19 protein-coding genes and 1 tRNA gene are annotated in these 16,033 nt (G+C 71.0%); 4 read left to right on the forward strand and 16 right to left on the reverse strand.

Translation table 11 applies throughout. The features are described 5' to 3' along the window. Window positions 1-229 precede the first annotated feature (229 nt). Window positions 230-1,249, reverse strand: coding sequence for an LLM class flavin-dependent oxidoreductase (locus G3T38_RS16880; protein ID WP_163773494.1), 1,020 nt, complete (start codon window positions 1,247-1,249; stop codon window positions 230-232). 47 nt (window positions 1,250-1,296) lie between these two features. Continuing rightward, window positions 1,297-1,500 (reverse strand): TetR-type transcription factor C-terminal domain-containing protein, encoded by a 204-nt coding sequence (locus tag G3T38_RS16885; RefSeq protein WP_163773495.1) that lies wholly within the window; start codon window positions 1,498-1,500, stop codon window positions 1,297-1,299. A 42-nt stretch (window positions 1,501-1,542) separates the two neighbouring features. Between G3T38_RS16885 and G3T38_RS16890 the strand changes: the two genes are divergently transcribed. Then, window positions 1,543-2,028 (forward strand): hypothetical protein, encoded by a 486-nt coding sequence (locus tag G3T38_RS16890; protein WP_163773496.1) that lies wholly within the window; start codon window positions 1,543-1,545, stop codon window positions 2,026-2,028. Between the two features lie 30 nt (window positions 2,029-2,058). On the opposite strand, the gene G3T38_RS16895 is transcribed toward G3T38_RS16890, so the two are convergent. The 6 genes from G3T38_RS16895 to G3T38_RS16915 all read right to left on the reverse strand — a co-directional run bounded on the left by G3T38_RS16895 (window position 2,059) and on the right by G3T38_RS16915 (window position 5,845). Continuing rightward, a complete protein-coding gene (locus G3T38_RS16895; RefSeq protein WP_163773497.1) occupies window positions 2,059-2,220 on the reverse strand; it encodes a hypothetical protein in 162 nt (53 codons plus the stop codon). A gap of 314 nt (window positions 2,221-2,534) precedes the next feature. Beyond that, the gene (locus G3T38_RS16900; protein WP_163773498.1) at window positions 2,535-2,876 is read right to left on the reverse strand and encodes a hypothetical protein; all 342 of its coding nucleotides are present in this window, start codon (window positions 2,874-2,876) and stop codon (window positions 2,535-2,537) included. A gap of 420 nt (window positions 2,877-3,296) precedes the next feature. Then, window positions 3,297-3,584 carry a hypothetical protein gene (locus G3T38_RS21875; RefSeq protein WP_241729002.1) on the reverse strand — a complete coding sequence of 96 codons (288 nt, stop codon included), beginning with the start codon at window positions 3,582-3,584 and terminating at the stop codon, window positions 3,297-3,299. Beyond that, complete coding sequence (locus G3T38_RS21880; protein ID WP_241729003.1) at window positions 3,581-3,772, reverse strand: hypothetical protein; 192 nt, start codon at window positions 3,770-3,772, stop codon at window positions 3,581-3,583. The genes G3T38_RS21875 and G3T38_RS21880 overlap by 4 nt, the downstream gene beginning before the upstream one ends. A gap of 236 nt (window positions 3,773-4,008) precedes the next feature. Next, window positions 4,009-5,469: a P-loop ATPase, Sll1717 family gene (locus G3T38_RS21885; RefSeq protein ID WP_163773470.1), complete on the reverse strand. Its 1,461-nt coding sequence runs from the start codon at window positions 5,467-5,469 to the stop codon at window positions 4,009-4,011. A 70-nt stretch (window positions 5,470-5,539) separates the two neighbouring features. Further along, a complete protein-coding gene (locus G3T38_RS16915) occupies window positions 5,540-5,845 on the reverse strand; it encodes an LLM class flavin-dependent oxidoreductase (RefSeq protein ID WP_206675910.1) in 306 nt (101 codons plus the stop codon). A 145-nt stretch (window positions 5,846-5,990) separates the two neighbouring features. On the opposite strand from G3T38_RS16915, the gene G3T38_RS16920 reads away from it, so the two are divergent. Together G3T38_RS16920 and G3T38_RS16925 are read left to right on the forward strand one after the other, a co-directional pair. Beyond that, window positions 5,991-6,950 carry a cyclase family protein gene (locus tag G3T38_RS16920; RefSeq protein WP_163773499.1) on the forward strand — a complete coding sequence of 320 codons (960 nt, stop codon included), beginning with the start codon at window positions 5,991-5,993 and terminating at the stop codon, window positions 6,948-6,950. 7 nt (window positions 6,951-6,957) lie between these two features. Further along, on the forward strand, window positions 6,958-8,607 hold the full coding sequence (locus G3T38_RS16925; RefSeq protein ID WP_163773500.1) for an AMP-binding protein: 1,650 nt from the start codon (window positions 6,958-6,960) through the stop codon (window positions 8,605-8,607). A 63-nt stretch (window positions 8,608-8,670) separates the two neighbouring features. Here the strand turns inward: G3T38_RS16925 and G3T38_RS16930 are convergent, their stop codons facing one another. The 8 genes from G3T38_RS16930 to G3T38_RS16965 form a co-directional block, all read right to left on the reverse strand. Beyond that, a complete protein-coding gene (locus G3T38_RS16930) occupies window positions 8,671-9,645 on the reverse strand; it encodes an iron-siderophore ABC transporter substrate-binding protein (protein WP_241729011.1) in 975 nt (324 codons plus the stop codon). Window positions 9,646-9,885: 240 nt separating this feature from the next. Beyond that, window positions 9,886-9,961 (reverse strand) — tRNA-Ala (locus G3T38_RS16935). 128 nt (window positions 9,962-10,089) lie between these two features. After that, window positions 10,090-10,980: a divisome protein SepX/GlpR gene (gene sepX / locus G3T38_RS16940; protein WP_163773502.1), complete on the reverse strand. Its 891-nt coding sequence runs from the start codon at window positions 10,978-10,980 to the stop codon at window positions 10,090-10,092. A 97-nt stretch (window positions 10,981-11,077) separates the two neighbouring features. Then, window positions 11,078-11,689, reverse strand: coding sequence for a GNAT family N-acetyltransferase (locus G3T38_RS16945; protein ID WP_338037730.1), 612 nt, complete (start codon window positions 11,687-11,689; stop codon window positions 11,078-11,080). Window position 11,690: 1 nt separating this feature from the next. Further along, window positions 11,691-12,194, reverse strand: coding sequence for a MogA/MoaB family molybdenum cofactor biosynthesis protein (locus tag G3T38_RS16950; RefSeq protein ID WP_163773503.1), 504 nt, complete (start codon window positions 12,192-12,194; stop codon window positions 11,691-11,693). Beyond that, window positions 12,191-12,676 (reverse strand): cyclic pyranopterin monophosphate synthase MoaC, encoded by a 486-nt coding sequence (gene moaC / locus G3T38_RS16955; protein ID WP_163773504.1) that lies wholly within the window; start codon window positions 12,674-12,676, stop codon window positions 12,191-12,193. The genes G3T38_RS16950 and moaC overlap by 4 nt, the downstream gene beginning before the upstream one ends. Window positions 12,677-12,684: 8 nt before the next feature. Next, window positions 12,685-13,953 (reverse strand): molybdotransferase-like divisome protein Glp, encoded by a 1,269-nt coding sequence (gene glp / locus G3T38_RS16960; RefSeq protein WP_163773505.1) that lies wholly within the window; start codon window positions 13,951-13,953, stop codon window positions 12,685-12,687. Window positions 13,954-13,997: 44 nt separating this feature from the next. Continuing rightward, window positions 13,998-15,377: a UTP--glucose-1-phosphate uridylyltransferase gene (locus tag G3T38_RS16965; RefSeq protein ID WP_163773506.1), complete on the reverse strand. Its 1,380-nt coding sequence runs from the start codon at window positions 15,375-15,377 to the stop codon at window positions 13,998-14,000. 23 nt (window positions 15,378-15,400) lie between these two features. Between G3T38_RS16965 and G3T38_RS16970 the strand changes: the two genes are divergently transcribed. Next, window positions 15,401-16,027 carry a 5-formyltetrahydrofolate cyclo-ligase gene (locus G3T38_RS16970; protein WP_163773507.1) on the forward strand — a complete coding sequence of 209 codons (627 nt, stop codon included), beginning with the start codon at window positions 15,401-15,403 and terminating at the stop codon, window positions 16,025-16,027. Window positions 16,028-16,033 lie beyond the last annotated feature (6 nt).

Raw genomic sequence — 16,033 nt, forward strand, 5'->3', positions numbered from 1 at the left:
GGCCGATCCCGACCGGACGAAGAAAACGCGGACCCTCGGCCGCGACACGCCGAGGCCTGGGCGACCCAGGTCCGCGTTTTCTTTCTCCCGCTCCACCAGCCCGCGCACTTTCGTCCCACCCGGTCGGGCCCGTCCGCGTTTTCCTCCACCCGAGCCCGACCCCGAGCCCGACCCGAGCCCGACCCCCAGCCCGACACCGGGCCCAGGCCATCCCCGACCCGCGCGACGGTCAGCGCCAGCCCAGCGCCGGCGCGACGTGGGTCAGCAGCGACTCGATGACGTGCGCGTTGTACTCCACCCCGAGCTGGTTCGGCACGGTGATCAGCAGGGTGTCCGCCGCGGCGATGGCCTCGTCCTTCGCGAGCTCCTCGACGAGCTGGTCGGGCTCGGCGGCGTACGACTTGCCGAACCGCGCCGTGCCCCCGTCGATGATGCCCACCTGGTCGCTGCTGGCCCGGTCCTGGCCGAAGTAGGCCCGGTCGCGGTCGTCGACGAGCGGGAAGATGCTGCGGCTGACCGAGACGCGGGGCTCGCGCTCGTGCCCCGCCTCCGTCCACGCGTCGCGGAAGAGGCGGATCTGCTCGGCCTGCAGCTCGTGGAACGGCACGCCGGTGTCCTCGGTGAGCAGGGTCGAGCTCATGAGGTTCATGCCCTGCCGGGCGGTCCACTCGGCCGTGGCGCGCGATCCGGCGCCCCACCAGATGCGGTCGCGCAGCCCCTCGGAGTGCGGCTCGACACGGAGCAGCCCGGGCGGGTTGGGGAACATCGGGCGGGGGTTGGGCTCGGCGAAGCCGCGTCCGCTGAGCACGTCGAGGAACACCGACGTGTGGCGGCGCGCCATGTCGGCGTGGTCCTCGCCCTCGGCGGGCCCGTAGCCGAAGTAGCGGTAGCCGTCGACGACCTGCTCCGGTGATCCCCGGCTGATGCCGAGCTGGAGGCGTCCCCCGGAGATGAGGTCGGCGGCGCCGGCGTCCTCCGCCATGTACAGCGGGTTCTCGTAGCGCATGTCGATCACGCCGGTGCCGAGCTCGATGCGCGACGTGCGCGCGCCGGCGGCGGCGAGCAGCGGGAAGGGCGAGGCGAGCTGCCGCGCGAAGTGGTGGACACGGAAGTAGGCGCCGTCGGCGCCCAGCTCCTCGGCCGCCTCGGCGAGCTCGATCGACTGCAGCAGCACGTCGGAGGCCGACCGCGTCTGGGAGTGCGGCGACGGCGTCCAGTGCCCGAACGACAGGAACCCGATCTTCTTCATGGTTGAACGAACAACTACCTTCCCACCGATGTTCCTGCGCGGCTTCCTCACCGCCGCGGCAGCGGTCGCGCCGACGGACGGCACCGTACGGCGTCGAGCGCGAGCTCGACGTACCCCGCCGCCACCTGCTCCGGCGTCGCCGGACCGGTGGGCCGGTACCACTGCGCCAGCGCCGTGCACATCGTGACCACGGCGCGCGACGCGTCGAGCGGCTCGGTCACGGCGGAGACCCCGGCGACCCCGGTGAGCACGGCGACGGACCCTCAGGGACGACGTGGTGGCGCGGCCCGCTGGTGAGCTCGGTTCAGCTCACGGTCGGTACGGCGCTGCCGCGGGCCCTCCTGCTCCAAGACGTGGTCGCGCTGGTGGCCCTGGCGCTCGCCGGGACGGCGCTGTCCGTCCCCGCGCTCCGACGGGCTACGCCCGCCGGCACCCTCACCGCTCGACCGGACATCGGCGCCGGGATCGTGCTGCGCGCCCTGCTGTGCGGGGTCCAATTCGGCAGCGAGGCCTTCATTCCCCCGGGCCTGCAGGCGCTGCGGGGCCAGAGCGCCACGGCGGCCGGCCTCAGCCTGTGCGCCGGCGCCCTGACCTGGGTGCTCAGGTCGTTCCTCCAGGCCCGCTTCGGCACCACCCACGCCGACAGCCACGGCCGGAGCGTGGCCGCCGACGCCGAAATTCTCCTCGTGGGGGCCGCGGCCATTGCCACGACGGTCCTCGTTGACACCGTCCCCGCTTCGCTCGCCGTCGCCGGGTGGGCGGTCTCGGGATGGGCGTAGCCTTCAACGCGTCGACCGCTGCCACACTCGTCAGGCGCCGTCAGACACCAGGGGGTGACGAGCAGCTCGCTCCAGCTCGCCCAGACCCTCGCCACCGGGATCGTCCGGGATCGGCAGCGCGGCCACCGCCACCACCGCCGGCGACGCGACCGACGCGCTCCAGACCGCCCTCGTGGAGATCGTCGTACTCACGGGCACCCTGGCCGCAGCGGCGGTCGCGCTCGCGGGCTGCGTACGAGCCCGCTGAGCACGACGAGACACGCGGTCCGAACATGTCGCTCACCAGGGCCAGCAACTCCCCGCCCGGGGCGACGCACTGCAGCAGACGAGCATCCGCGTCAGCACCGCCTCGCTTGGGTCTATACCGAACCGCCGCATGGTCAGCGAGAACGGTCAGCGGGCGGTCCATTCTGGCGCCCGGACTCAACGCATGAGCCAGCGCCATCGCCCGCCGAACGACTGACAAGCGACGCCGGGGCTTCTCACCCATTCCCCCCGCACCAGGATCAGTTGTGGTCGCCCCAGGTGCTGCGAGGCAACACCCAGGGCGACCGACGCGTGTCCCACGTCACAAACATGGCCGGGTCAAAGGTCGACTCCAAGACCTCGACGCGTTCAATCTGGCTCGACAGGAGGGAGAGCGGGTGGTTCCAGCCACTGTCGCTCTCAAAGTCAAAGAAATGGTACCGCGGCGCCTGGTCGTGGAAGCGACGGCTCAGCGCGTAATCCATCGGCGCGCAACGGCGCCGCTGGATCGTCCCGCCGTCATCCTGAGACCGCCACTCGACCACCACCTCGCGACAGTCGTGGATCGCTTGGACGATGTCCTCGTGATTCGCCAACTTCATGGTCGCCCCCTCGGCTCCTAGACCTGCGCACACCGGTCGACCAATCGCCGCCGATGCGGCCAAGGTAGAACACCTTGGTCACGTGACCGACAAGATGAATTCAAGTTCGCTTCACGCTGACGCACCTCCCGCTATCTAAGCCCTAGAGCCGAGGCGAGAGCGCTTCCCGCGGGGCGGACGCATCGGGCGTCGAGTCTCGACTGAGGCGCCGGCTCGCGGGCTGCGTAAGCGCGCGGCGAGGAGCGGGCTCGAAGGAGAAGGAGAACGCGGACCCTCAGCCGCGACACGCCGAGGCCCGGGCCACTCAGGTCCGCGCTTTCTTTCTCGGGCCTCACAGGCCCGCGCAGTTTCGTCTCACCGGTCGGGCCCGTCCGCGTTCTCCTCCACCCGAGCTCGGGCCCACCCCGACCCGCGCGACGGTCAGCGCCAGCCGAGCCCCGGCGCGACGTGGGTCAGCAACGACTCAATGACGTGCGCGTTGTACTCCACCCCGAACCGGTTCGGCACGGTGATCAGCAGGGTGTCCGCCACCGCGGTCGCCTCGTCCTTCGCCAGCTCCTCGACGAGCTGGTCGGGCTCGGCGGCGTACGACTTGCCGAAGCACGCCGTACCCCCGTCGATGAAGCCCACCTGGTCGCTGCTCGCGCGGTCGTGCCCGAAGAAGGCGCGGTCGCGGTCGTCGACGAGCGGGAAGATGCTGCGGCTCACCGAGACGCGCGGCTCGCGCTCGTGCCCCGCGACCCGGCGCCCCACCAGATGCGGTCGCGCAGCCCCTCGGAGTGCGGCTCGACGCGCAGCAGCCCGGGCGGGTTGGGGAACATCGGGCGCGGGTTCGGCTCGGCGAAGCCGCGCCCGCTCAGCACGTCGAGGAACACCGACGTGTGGCGGCGCGCCATGTCGGCGTGGTCCTCGCCCTCGGCGGGCCCCGTAACCGATGTAGCGGTAGCCGTCCACGACCTGCTTTGGTGATCCCCGGCTGATGCCGAGCTGCAGCCGGCCGCCGGAGATCAGGTCGGCGGTGCCCGCGTCCTCCGCCATGTAGAGCGGGTTCTCACGCAAAACGCATTGACTGAGCAGGCGTACCTCGACCGATCTGCCAAAATCGCCATATCTCGCCGGAGGCTGACGCGATCTACGGACGGCCTCTGATGACGAGGCCAAGCCCTGTGCGATAGAGGCGTGGAATCTCGTATGAGGCAGCCGTAAGAACCCGCCCAGTGTTTGGGCGGACGACCCCGATCTCGAAGAGACGCTCAAGTAGAGCATCCCCGTTGGGTTCAAGGCCATCCATCAGTTCAAGGATTTCTGCTCTAGTGAAGTCGGCCTTTGACAGGCCACTGAACCTGCGAAAATGTTCGCGCAGATCAGGAAACTCAGCCAGGAACGACTCGTATCGAATTTCGGAGGTCTTCGTGAACGCCTCCCGCACCGCCTCGCGCGAGAGCAACGAAGGAGACCCCACCTCCCCCAGGTCCCGCTGCTTATCGGCCGCTGCGTTGGCGAGAACGATCGTGTCCCTCGGCAAGGCGGTGCGACGGCCATCAGTGACTCGCTCCACCAACCAGTCCATGATCGCGGCCTCGCGCTCACCGGGGTAAGCGGTTGACGGGAAGATGGTCTTCAGGGCGTCAAGGCGTTCGTCGGCCGTCCAGTCTTCGACTTCGCGGCCAGAGAGTGAAGGGATCTGGCCGAGGACGTATGCAAGAACGGCTTCTCGTCGAAGCGCCCTCTTCACCAAAAGACTCGTAAGTTGGATCGGATTCCAATTAAGTTCGATGCGCTTGTCAGTCAGGTGGTCCTTGTTGGTGAAGTCAAGTTCGCTCCATAGGTCAGTGCGGAGCAGCACGACCGGCTGAATCGCCGGAAACGTCCGACGAATGTGCATCGAGGCGGTCAGGAGACCTTCGAGTGCGCGGCGGCGCTCGCCCCTATCCGCGGGCCAGATTTCGTCGATCTTGTCGAAGACGAGCCACAGCACCTTCCCCTTCTCGTAGAGCGCTGTATTCACGTCATCGAGGAGTGTCACCACATCAAGACTGCGCTTACCGCCGCTCAATGCCACGCTTGCGCCACCTGCAGAGACGGTCACGACCTCTGGGGCATTGCCGATAGCCAACGTCCAGAGTTCTCGGAGCATTGGACCAACGCGGTAGTCACGGCGTTCGCCGACGGCGGCCAGAAGATCCCTCAAAGGACCCCGGGGGATCTTAAATGATTCATCCAAAGCCATGCCCGCCTTGATCGCAATATAAAGCCGCCAGAGGCGATCATGGTCAAAGTCCTTGGCCTCGGACTTCAACGCTTGGAGGTCTCCCGTCGCCACCTCGGTGAGGTCACCGAATCCAGTACCCGGGGCGATGATGACGTCGTTCAGCGCTGAGCCAGCGAGTCGTCTGGCAGTGCTTTCAAACTTGGTGAACAACTCGAAGAGTGCACTTTTGCCAGTCCCCTTTGCTCCAAGCGCCAACCAGACATGCGGCTGAAGGAACTTGTCGAAGTCGCTCGTCCGAACGAACAGGCGGTCCAGGTCGGCCTCGGACTCTGAATTCACGGACCCGAAGTCCAAACTGGCGAGGGCGGCAGCATCTGTCATCAAGGCGCTCCTGAGGTCGTTGCACGGCGATCTGCAGGGGCGATGATCCGGCAGGCCCCGGATTCAGAATCTAGCCTCGGGACGCCGCACGAACTAGTCCATCACCAAGATAGAGCGGGTTCTCGTAGCGCATGTCGATCACGCCCGTGCCGAGCTCGATGCGCGACGTCCGCGCCCCGGCCGCGGCGAGCAGCGGGAACGGCGAGGCGAGCTGCCGCGCGAAGTGGTGCACGCGGAAGTAGGCACCGTCGGCGCCCAGCTCCTCCGCCGCCTCGGCGAGCTCGATCGACTGCAGCAGCACGTCGGAGGCCGACCGCGTCTGGGAGTGCGGCGACGGCGTCCAGTGCCCGAACGACAGGAACCCGATCTTGTTCATGACCCTCCGAACAACCACCCCGGTCCGGCTGTTCCGGCGCCGCTCCGACCCTTGACGCCGCACCCGCATCCCCGCGAGTGTGATCCAGGTCATGCATCAGCCGAGCGGGCGTTCAGATCCGTTCGGCGCGACCCCTGGAGGATCCATGTCCGACGGCACCGCCCCCGACCTCACCGAGCTGCTCGCCGACTCCCCGTCCAACTGGGGCAAGTGGGGGCCCGAGGACGAGGTGGGCAGCCTCAACTACCTGGGTCCCGAGCAGGTCGTGGCCGCGGCAGGCCTCATCAGCTCGGGCAAGGTCTTCACGCTGCAGCGCCTCATCGGCGACCCGAAGGGCGACCCCGTCTGGCCGGGCCGCACCCCCGCGACCCGCACCCAGATCCTCGACGAGTCGAGCTGGGACGGCGAGGACGCACCGGCGTTCCCGGGCGGCCTGCACTACGCGGACGACAAGATCGACGCGTTCCTGCAGGGCTCGACGCAGTACGACGCGCTCGGCCACGTCTGGTACGGCGGCCAGCTCTACAACGGCTACGACGCCCGCACGACGGTCGGCGGCATGGACAAGGCCTCCGTCGAGCCGATCGCCCAGCGGGGCGTGGTCGGTCGCGCCGTGCTGCTCGACATGGCCCGCTTCCGCGGCAAGGACACCCTCGAGTCCGCCGAGACCTACACGCACGAGGACCTCGTGGCGTGCGCCGAGTCCCAGGGCGTCGAGCTCCGCAAGCGCGACATCCTCCTCATCCGCACCAACTACCTGCAGCTCTTCTTCGAGCTCGGCGACAAGTTCTACGAGGGCTTCTGCGAGCCCGGCCTGGTCTACAGCCCCGAGCTCGTGCAGTGGTTCGCCGACATGGAGATCCCCAACCTCGTCACCGACACCATCGCCAACGAGGTCACCACCGACCCCAACAACGGCGTCGCCCTCGTGCTCCACAACGCGCTCATGCGCAACCTCGGCATCGCGTTCACGGAGATCTGCGACCTCGAGGCGCTCGCGGCCGACTGCGCCGAGGACGGCCGCTACGAGTTCTTCTACGCCGCCGCCCCGCTCAAGGTCGCGAAGGGCAGCGGCTCGCCGGTCAACCCGCTCGTCGTGAAGTGAGCGAGGCGTGAGCGTCTACGACGAGCGCCCCTGGCTGGGCCTCTACGGCCAGCAGCCGCCCGAGATCGAACCCGGCCACCGCAACGCCCTCGACATGTTCCGGGCGGGTCTCGCCCAGGAGCCCGACGGCGTCGCGGTGCGCTACTTCGACGGGGTCCTCACCCGCGCCGAGCTCGACGCCCAGAGCGACGCGCTCGCCTCCGGTCTCCTCGCGCACGGCGTGGCGCGGGGGGACCGCGTCGCGGCGTACCTGCAGAACGTCCCGCAGTTCCTCGTCGTGCTCCTCGCGGCGTGGAAGGCCGGCGCCGTCATGGTCTCCGTCAACCCGATGAGCCGCGCGCGGGAGCTCACCTACCTGCTCGAGGACTCGGGGGCGCGCGTGCTCGTGTCCCTGGAGTCGTTGTACGACGAGGTGGCGCGCGACGTCGTCCCCGGCAGCGCCGTCGAGCTCGTGCTCACCACCAGCGAGCTGGAGCACCAGACGCGGCACGACGCCCGCCTGTTCGCGGGGACGCAGCGGCAGCGCCACGAGGGCACGACCGACCTCGCCGCGTTCATCCACGAGCACCGCGGCCAGGTGCCGCCGCCCGTCACGCTCGGGCCCGAGGACGTCGCGTTCCTGACCTACACCTCCGGCACCACCGGCGTGCCGAAGGGCGCGATGAACACCCACGGGAACGTGGTGTTCACGGCGACGGTCTACCGCGACTGGGCGCGCTTCCGGCCCGGCGGCTCGGTCTTCGGCATCGCGCCGCTCTTCCACATCACGGGACTGATCGGGCACATCGCGGTCAGCTTCCTGGCCCCGATGCCGCTGGTGCTGGCCTACCGGTTCGAGCCGGCGGTGGTGCTCGACGCACTCCGCGAGCACCGCCCGACGTGCACGATCGGCGCGATCACCGCGTTCAACGCCCTGCTCAACCACCCGGACTTCACCACCGACCACTTCTCCTCGTTCACGTCGGTCTACTCCGGCGGCGCGGCGATCTCGCCGACGGCCGAGAAGCGGTTCCTCGAGGCCACCGGGCTGCAGGTGCACAACGCCTACGGCCTCACGGAGACGACGAGCCCGATGACGCTCACGCCGTTCGGCACGCCGTCGCCGGTCGACCCGGTCTCCGGCGCGCTGTCGGTCGGCACGCCGGTGCCCTCCACGGTGGTGCGGGTGCTCGGGGACGACGGCCGCGACGTACCGCTCGGGGAGGTCGGCGAGATCGTCGCCGAGGGTCCGCAGGTGGTGGCGGGCTACTGGGGCAAGCCGCAGGAGACCGAGGCGAGCCTGCCCGGGCGGTCGCTGCGGTCGGGCGACGTGGGGTTCATGAACGACGACGGCTGGATCTTCATCGTCGACCGCAAGAAGGACATGATCAACGCGTCGGGCTACAAGGTGTGGCCGCGGGAGGTCGAGGACGTCCTGGCCGAGCACCCGGCCGTGCGGGAGGCCGCGGTCGTGGGCGTGCCCGACGAGAAGCGCGGCGAGACGGTGAAGGCGTTCGTCAGCCTGCACGCGGGCCGGCAGGCCACGGCCGAGGAGCTCGTCGCGCACTGCAAGGAGCGGATGGCGGCCTACAAGTACCCCCGCCAGGTCGTCCTGCTCGACGAGCTGCCCAAGACGGTGACCGGCAAGATCCTGCGCCGCGAGCTGCGGGGCACCTGAGCGCGGGAGGCCGTCGCACCGGTCGGTGCGACGGCCTCCCCCGCTCGGGCGGTGGGGCATCGGTCAGTGGGCGGCGGCCCGGGAGAGCTCGTCGGTGAAGTCGTCGAGCGTCCACTCCCAGGAGAGCGCAGTCGGCGGAGAGACCGCAGCCACGTTCGCGCCGCCGATGACGGTGGCGACCCGCCCCTCGCGATACTGGGTCAGGAGTCGGGCCGGGGCGCTCGCCTCGAACGCCCGCGCCTCGTCCTCCGTCTGGAAGTACAGGAGGAGCACGTCCGACGTGATCTGGCCAGCGTGCTCGAAGCTCAGCTCGTACCACGGTTCGGTCTGGCCGAAGGACTCCACCTCGAAGCCCAGCTGCGCGAGCAGCAGCGAGCGTGGCTCACTTCCCGTGAAGATGTAGAACTCATCGTCGTAGATCGCGGAGGCCGTGATCGACCGGCCGGCGAACTCCGGGTGAGCCCGACGAGCGGCCTCGGTCTTCGCGTCGACCTGCGCGAGGACGTCGGCGGCCCGGTCAGGCTCGCCGAGCGCATCGCCCGTGATCGTGATGACCTCACGCCAGGGAGTGGCCCACGCCTCACCGGGATGGGCCACGGTCGGAGCGATCTCGCTCAGCCGCTCGTACTGCGTGTCCGTCAAGCCCGCCTCGACGGCCAGGATGAGGTCAGGATCGTAGGACGCGATCTCTTCGAAGGGCGGCTCCGCGCCGGCGTTCGCCGACAGGAGCTCCGGTGCGTCGAGCCCTTCGTCGGAGAGGAACTCGGCCACCCACGGGTGCAGACCATCGTCGATACCCCCGTTTCCCTCTCCGTTGGGAATGGCCACCGGAACCACACCGACCGCCAGGGCCGCCTCGGTCGATCCCCATCCCAGCGTGACGACCCGCTGAGGATCGTCCGGCACCTCCGTGACACCGAAGACGTGCTCCACGACCGTCCCCGAGCCGCTGTCGGGTGCGTCGCTCGCACCGCAGCCCACCGCGATCGGAGCCAGCGCCGACGTCAGCGCAGCGAGGAGAAGCGTTGCTTTTTTCATGTGGCTCACCTTCGTGCCGATCCGGATCCGAGCTTAGGCTAACCTAAATTCACCTGACCGGGTGAGGCAACAGGCGTCACGGAGTCGCGGAGTCGCGGAGTCGCGGAACCAGAGAGCGGCGCGGCGGCAACGCCGGCAACGGCAAAGCGCCCCAGATGTTCCGGGGCGCTTCGGAGGAGCACTTCGACCGCCCCGACGTGGCCGGCACTGCGGCGATCGCGGGTCGGCGCAAGCCGATCATGGTGGAGCTGAGGGGATTCGAACCCCTGACCTTCTCGATGCGAACGAGACGCGCTACCAACTGCGCCACAGCCCCAGTGCGTCACCGTGGTGACGCGAGGAGAAACGTTAGCACCACCGTCGCCGCGGTCCGAATCCGGGTCGTGGTGCCAGCCCCCCACTTTCCGCAGGCCTCCCACCACGACCGACGGAGGGGGGACGGTGTCAGTGACCGACCGCGCGGCGGTGGTCGTCCAGCTCGGCCTGCTGGGCCGCCGTACGCCGCTCCTCGGCCTCCGCGCGCTCCCGACGGACGAGCTCCGAGTCGGCCTGGTCGCGGCCCGAGGAGAAGACGCCCGTGTCGTCGAAGTCGAAGGCGGGCAGCTCGCGGGCGGCCGCGTGGTCCTTGCTGACGTACGTCGGGAGCGGCACCGCGACCGGGTCCCACAGGGTGCGCGGGTCGCGCGTCTCGGCGGGGTCGCCCGGCGTGTGCGCCCGCGAGAGCTGGGTGGCCCCCTCGGCGGACACGGCGGAGATGAGGCCGGTCTCGGCGTTGGCCTCGAGCAGGTGGGCGCCACCGTCGTCGTACCCCTCGAGACCCGCCACGAGGTCCGCCTCGCTGCTGGCGGCGTTGGGGGCCTCGGTGGAGCGCGGCACGGCGACGGACACGACGGCCCGGGCCTGGTCCCACGCGGCGAGCTCGCCCTTGACCATGACGCGGCACGTGACGAGCCAGGCGCCGAGGAGCACGACGGGAGCGGCGACGTACCCGCCCGCGATGACGCCGGTCAGCGCGAGCACGACGCCGACGACGAGGAGCGTGACGAGCACGCCGAGCACCCGGCGACGGCGCTGCATGGCACGGCGGGCGGCGGCGCGTCGGGCCCGGAGCTGCGCAGGGGTGGGCGCAGCTACGGGCTCGGCGACGTCCTCGACCGGCTGGTCGGCGCCTGCGGAGCCGGCACCGCCGCGGCGCACGAGCACCCGCATCGTCGCCGAGAAGCGCTCCACGGAGCGGGTCTGGACGGTCTCGTCGTGGTGCTTGATGGCTTGGGGCAGGAGGTACACCACCCATGCGATGGCGACCGCCACGAAGATGACACCGCTCAGATCCACGAGCCGAGGCTACGAGCGCGGAGCACGCGAGTCCGGGAGGCGCACTGGTGTGTCGGTTGACAACTGGTGTGGCGTCCGGGGAAAGTGTCGCTCGCTCTCACCCCAACCGCGCGCGCAGCCCGCCGGGGCACTCCTCGGGGGTGACGGCGTAGAGCCGGTGGTCGCGCCAGTCGCCGTCGATGTGGAGGTACCGCGGCGCGTACCCGAACTCCCGCAGCTCCAGCTTCTCCACCACCCGCAGCGAGCTGGAGTTCTCGGGCCGGATGGCGATCTCGACGCGGTGGAGCCGTCCGGGCCCGAAGCAGTGGTCGACGGCGAGCGCCACGGCCCGCGGCATGAGCCCGCGGCCCGCGAAGCGCTGGTCGATCCAGTACCCGATCGACGCCGACTGCGCCGAGCCGCGCAGCACGCTGTTGACGGTCACCTGGCCGCCGAACGCCCCGTCGACCTCGAGCACGAACGGCATCGCCTCGCCGCGGTCGGCGAGGCGCAGCAGCTGCCGCAGCCCGCGGCGCAGGGTGAGGGGCGTGTCGGTCTCGGCACCGGGGGGCGCGGTGGCGTCCCAGCGGGCCAGCCAGTCGCGGTTGCGCTGCCGCGCGTCGCGCCACGCCTGGGCGTCGCGCATCGTCATCGAGCGCAGGACCAGGCCGGTCGCGGGGTCGGGGTCGACGATGCGCGCGGGCCAGGCCGCGGCGTGGCTCCAGGGCACGTCAGTCGCCGGTGCGCGGGTGGTCGCCGCCGCCGATCTGGTCGACGGCGTGGGGCACGACGTCGGCGAGCACGCCGAGGGCGTCCTTCACCCCGCCCCGGGAGCCGGGGAGGTTGACGACGAGGCAGTGGCCGGCGACGCCGGCGAGCCCTCGGGACAGCACCGCGGTCGGCACTCCCTTGGCCACCCCGGCGGCCCGGATCGCCTCGGCGATGCCGGGCACCTCGCGGTCGAGCAGGGGGCGCGTCACCTCGGGCGTGCGGTCGGTGGGCGTCAGCCCGGTGCCGCCGGTGGTGAGCACGACCCGCGCCCCCGCCCGTACGGCGCTGTCGACGGCCTCCCCGACCGGCGCCCCGTCCGGCACGACGACCGGGTCGGGCGTCGCGAAGCCCCAGGCCCGGAGGGCCTCGACGAGCAGCGGGCCGGTGGTGTCGTCGTACACGCCGGCGGCGGCGCGGTTGGAGGCGACGACGACCGCGGCGGGGAGTCCCGCGACCGCGCTCATCGCGTCCAGTCCCCCGACTTGCCCCCGGACTTGGCCTCGACCCGCACGTCGGTGATGACGGCGAGCTTGTCGACGGCCTTGACCATGTCGACGACGGTGAGGGCGGCGACGGAGACCGCGGTGAGGGCCTCCATCTCGACGCCGGTGCGGTCGGCGGTGCGCACGGTCGCGCTGATCTCGACGGCCTCGTCGGTCACCTCGAGGTCGACGGTGACCCCGGACAGCGAGAGCGGGTGGCACAGCGGCACGAGGGCGGGCGTCTGCTTGGCGCCCATGATCCCGGCGATGCGGGCCACGGCGAGCGCGTCGCCCTTGGGCACGCCCTCGCCGCGCAGCAGGCCGACGACGGTCGGCGACACGAGCACGCGGCCGGTGGCGGTCGCGGTGCGCGTCGTGACGGTCTTCGCGGAGACGTCGACCATGCGGGCGGAGCCGCGCTCGTCGACGTGGGTGAGGCGGGAGCCCTCGGGCGGTGTCGTCATGTCCGGCCTCAGAACTGCTCGTCGAGGGCGAGCACGTGCACGGGCTGGCCGGCCTCGACGCGCGTGACGCTCTCGGGGATGACGATGAGGGCGTTGGAGGCCGCGAGGTCGCCCAGGAGGTGGGAGCCGTGGCCGCCGACGGGCGTGACGCTGGCGCCGCGCGCGACGTTGCCGCCGACGCCGGTGGGCACCGAGTACTCCCCCCGCAGGAACTGCCGCCGCCCCGCGATCGAGGTGACCGGGTGGGTGAGCGCGGCCCGGCGCAGCGGCCGCGCGTAGGGCGCCAGCCCCATGAGCTTGCGGATCGCGGGGAGCACGAACACCTCGAAGGAGACGTACGCCGAGACCGGGTTGCCCGGCAGGGTGACGATCGGCGTCTGGTCGTCGCCGATCGTGCCGACGCCCTGCGGCTTGCCGGGCTGCATGGCGACGCCGCCGAACCAGACGTTCGCACCCGAGCTGGCCGAGCCGAGCGCGGCCTTGACGACGTCGTAGTCGCCCGCGCTGACGCCGCCGGAGGTGATGACGAGGTCGGCCCGCACGAGCTGGTCGTGCACGGCCTCGAGGAAGGCGCCCGGGTCGTCGGGCACGATGCCGACCCGGTAGGAGACCGCACCGGCGGCGCGTGCCGCGGCGGCGAGCATGTAGGAGTTGCCGTCGTAGATCGAGTCGTGGCCGACCTCGTCGCCGGGGTCGCGCAGCTCGGAGCCGGTGGAGACCACCACGACGCGGGGGCGGGGCCGGGCGAGCACGTGGGAGCGGCCGACGGCGGCCAGCAGGCCGATCTGGCGCGGGCCGAGCACGGTGCCGGCGGAGACGACGACCTCGCCGGCCGTCACGTCCTCGCCGCGGCTGCGGATGTGCTGGCCGACGGCGGGTGCACGCTCGATGCGCACCTGGGCGACACCGCGGTCGGTCCACTCGTAGGGCACGACCGTGTCGCACCCGGCCGGCACGGGGGCGCCGGTCATGATCTTCGCGGCGGTGCCGGGGCTGAGCGCCATGATCCGCGCCTGGCCGGCGCCGATCTCGCCGACGACGGGCAGGTGGACCGGGTGGTCCTCGCTCGCGGTCACGACGTCGGCGGCGACCACGGCGTAGCCGTCCATGGCCGCGTTGTCGAACGACGGCAGCGCCACCGGCGCCGCGACGTCCTCGGCACACGCGAGCCCGGAGGCCTCCTGCAGCGAGTGCGACATCGGCGCGAGCGGGTGGACGGCGTCCATCACGCGCTCGAAGAACTCCGGTACGCCGATCAGGGAGGTCGCGTCAGGCATCAGGCTCCTCGGTTCGGCGGTCGGGCGGGGGACCTCGGTCGAGGTCAGCCTCCCAGCACGGTACCCGGGTCGAGGCGCTGCGCCGAAGGAGCCTCGTCGAGCTCGACCTCGCCCTTGACGGTGACGCCCTTGCCGAAGGTCCAGTCACCGCGGACGCGGAGCGCCGTGGCCTCCTTCAGCGACGGGGCGCCCTCGGGGAAGCGGCGGTCGAAGTCGCCGACGAGCTTGTAGACGTCGCCGTCGAGGTCGACGAACGGCACGTCGGTCGCGACCTGGTCGAGCACGAAGTCGTCGCCGATCGCGTAGATGTCGCTGCGCAGCACCAGCAGGTCGTTGGTCGTCTTCACCGGGATGAACCGGTCGCGGCCGACCTCGATCGTCTGGGCGCCCTCGAACACCTCGATGGCGGCGCCCATCGCGGTCTCGATCTGCACCACCTTCTCGGTGGAGGAGTCGGCCGGGTCGACGTTCTTCACGTTGCGGATCAGGGGCAGGCCGAGCACGCCCTGGCGCTCCGTCAGCGTCTTCTTCATCGCGCGGAGGTCGAACCAGAGGTTGTTGGTCGACATGAAGCGGTGGCGGTCGAGGTCGGCCAGCGCGTCCTTGTCCTCGTCGCGGGTCTGCGCGGTCTCGCGCAGGATGATGCGGCCGTCGGAGCTGCGGCGCGCGAAGTGGCCGCCCTTGCGGTCGGACGGTGTGCGGCGCACGGCCTCGATCGCGAACGGCGCCCCCGAGGAGGCGAACCAGCCGGCGACCTGCGGGTCGGCGACGGCGCCGAGGTTGTCGGAGTTGGAGACGAACGCGTAGCGGTAGCCCTGCGCGATCATCTCGTCGAGCAGGCCGGTGCCGAGGAGCGCGGTGTAGATGTCGCCGTGACCGGGCGGGCACCACTCGAGGTCGGGGTCCGGCCCGAACTCGACGGGCTCGAGGTCGCTGAGGCGGAGCTTGGGCTCCTTGTTCTGCAGGAACTCGAGCGGCAGCCCGTCGACCGGGAGCGCGTCGTACCGCTCCAGGGCCGCCAGCGTGTCCGCCGACGTGCGGAACGAGTTCATGAGCACGAGCGGGATGCGCGCGTCGTACTTCTCCCGCAGCCGCAGCGTCTGCCGCGCGATGATGTCGAGGAACGAGAGGCCCTTGCGCACGCACAGCAGCGACTTCGCGCGGTCCATGCCCATCGAGGTGCCGAGGCCGCCGTTGAGCTTGATGACGACGGTGGCGGCCAGCGCCTCGGCGCCGACCTCGTCGTCCACGTCAATGTCGGCCAGCGCCGGCATGTCGAGCGGCTCGATCGTGTCCTCCGCGATCATGCCGGTCTCGCCGTGCTCGAGCAGCCGGTAGTAGTGCGCGAACACCTCCACGGCGGTCTCGTCGACACCGGCGTCGCGCATCTTCGCGGCCGCCTTCTTCAGGCCAGGGCTACCCATGAGCGCGATCGTAGGCTTGTTCGGTGCCGTCCACACATCCTCCTGCACAACCCGTCCCGACGGGTGGGGCGCGGGAGGCCAAGCGCGCCCTGCGGCGCACCGTCCTCGGCCTGCGGGAGCAGCGGAGCGACGCGGCCCGCGCGGCCCACGGCACCGCCCTCGCCGACGCCGCGCTCCGCACCGGACCGCTCGCGGGCGTCGTGTCCGCCGGGGGGTGCGTCGCGGCGTACGTCGGGGTGGGCAGCGAGCCGCGCACCCTCCCCCTCCTCGACGCGCTGGTCGCGCGGGGGGTCGAGGTGCTGCTCCCCGCGCTGCGGTCGGACTGGTCGATGACGTGGGGCCGGTACGTCGCGCGCGACGCCCTCGTCGCCGCCGACCGCGGGCTGCTGGAGCCGGCCGAAGCGCTCCACGGTCTCGGGCGTGCCGATCTCGTGCTGCTGCCGGGCCTGGCCATGGGGCCGGACGGGATGCGGCTCGGGCGGGGCGGGGGCGCCTACGACCGAGCACTCGCCGATGCCTCGCCGCACGCCCCGCTGCTCGTCGTGCTGCACCCCGAGGAGGTCGGACTGCCCGTGCCGGCCGAGCCGCACGACCGGGCGGTCGACGGTGCGCTGACCGTCGACGGGATCGTGCACGCGCACCGTCAATAATTGATA

The sequence above is a fragment of the Nocardioides zeae genome (assembly GCF_010686755.1).
GTDB lineage: Bacteria > Actinomycetota > Actinomycetes > Propionibacteriales > Nocardioidaceae > Nocardioides > Nocardioides zeae.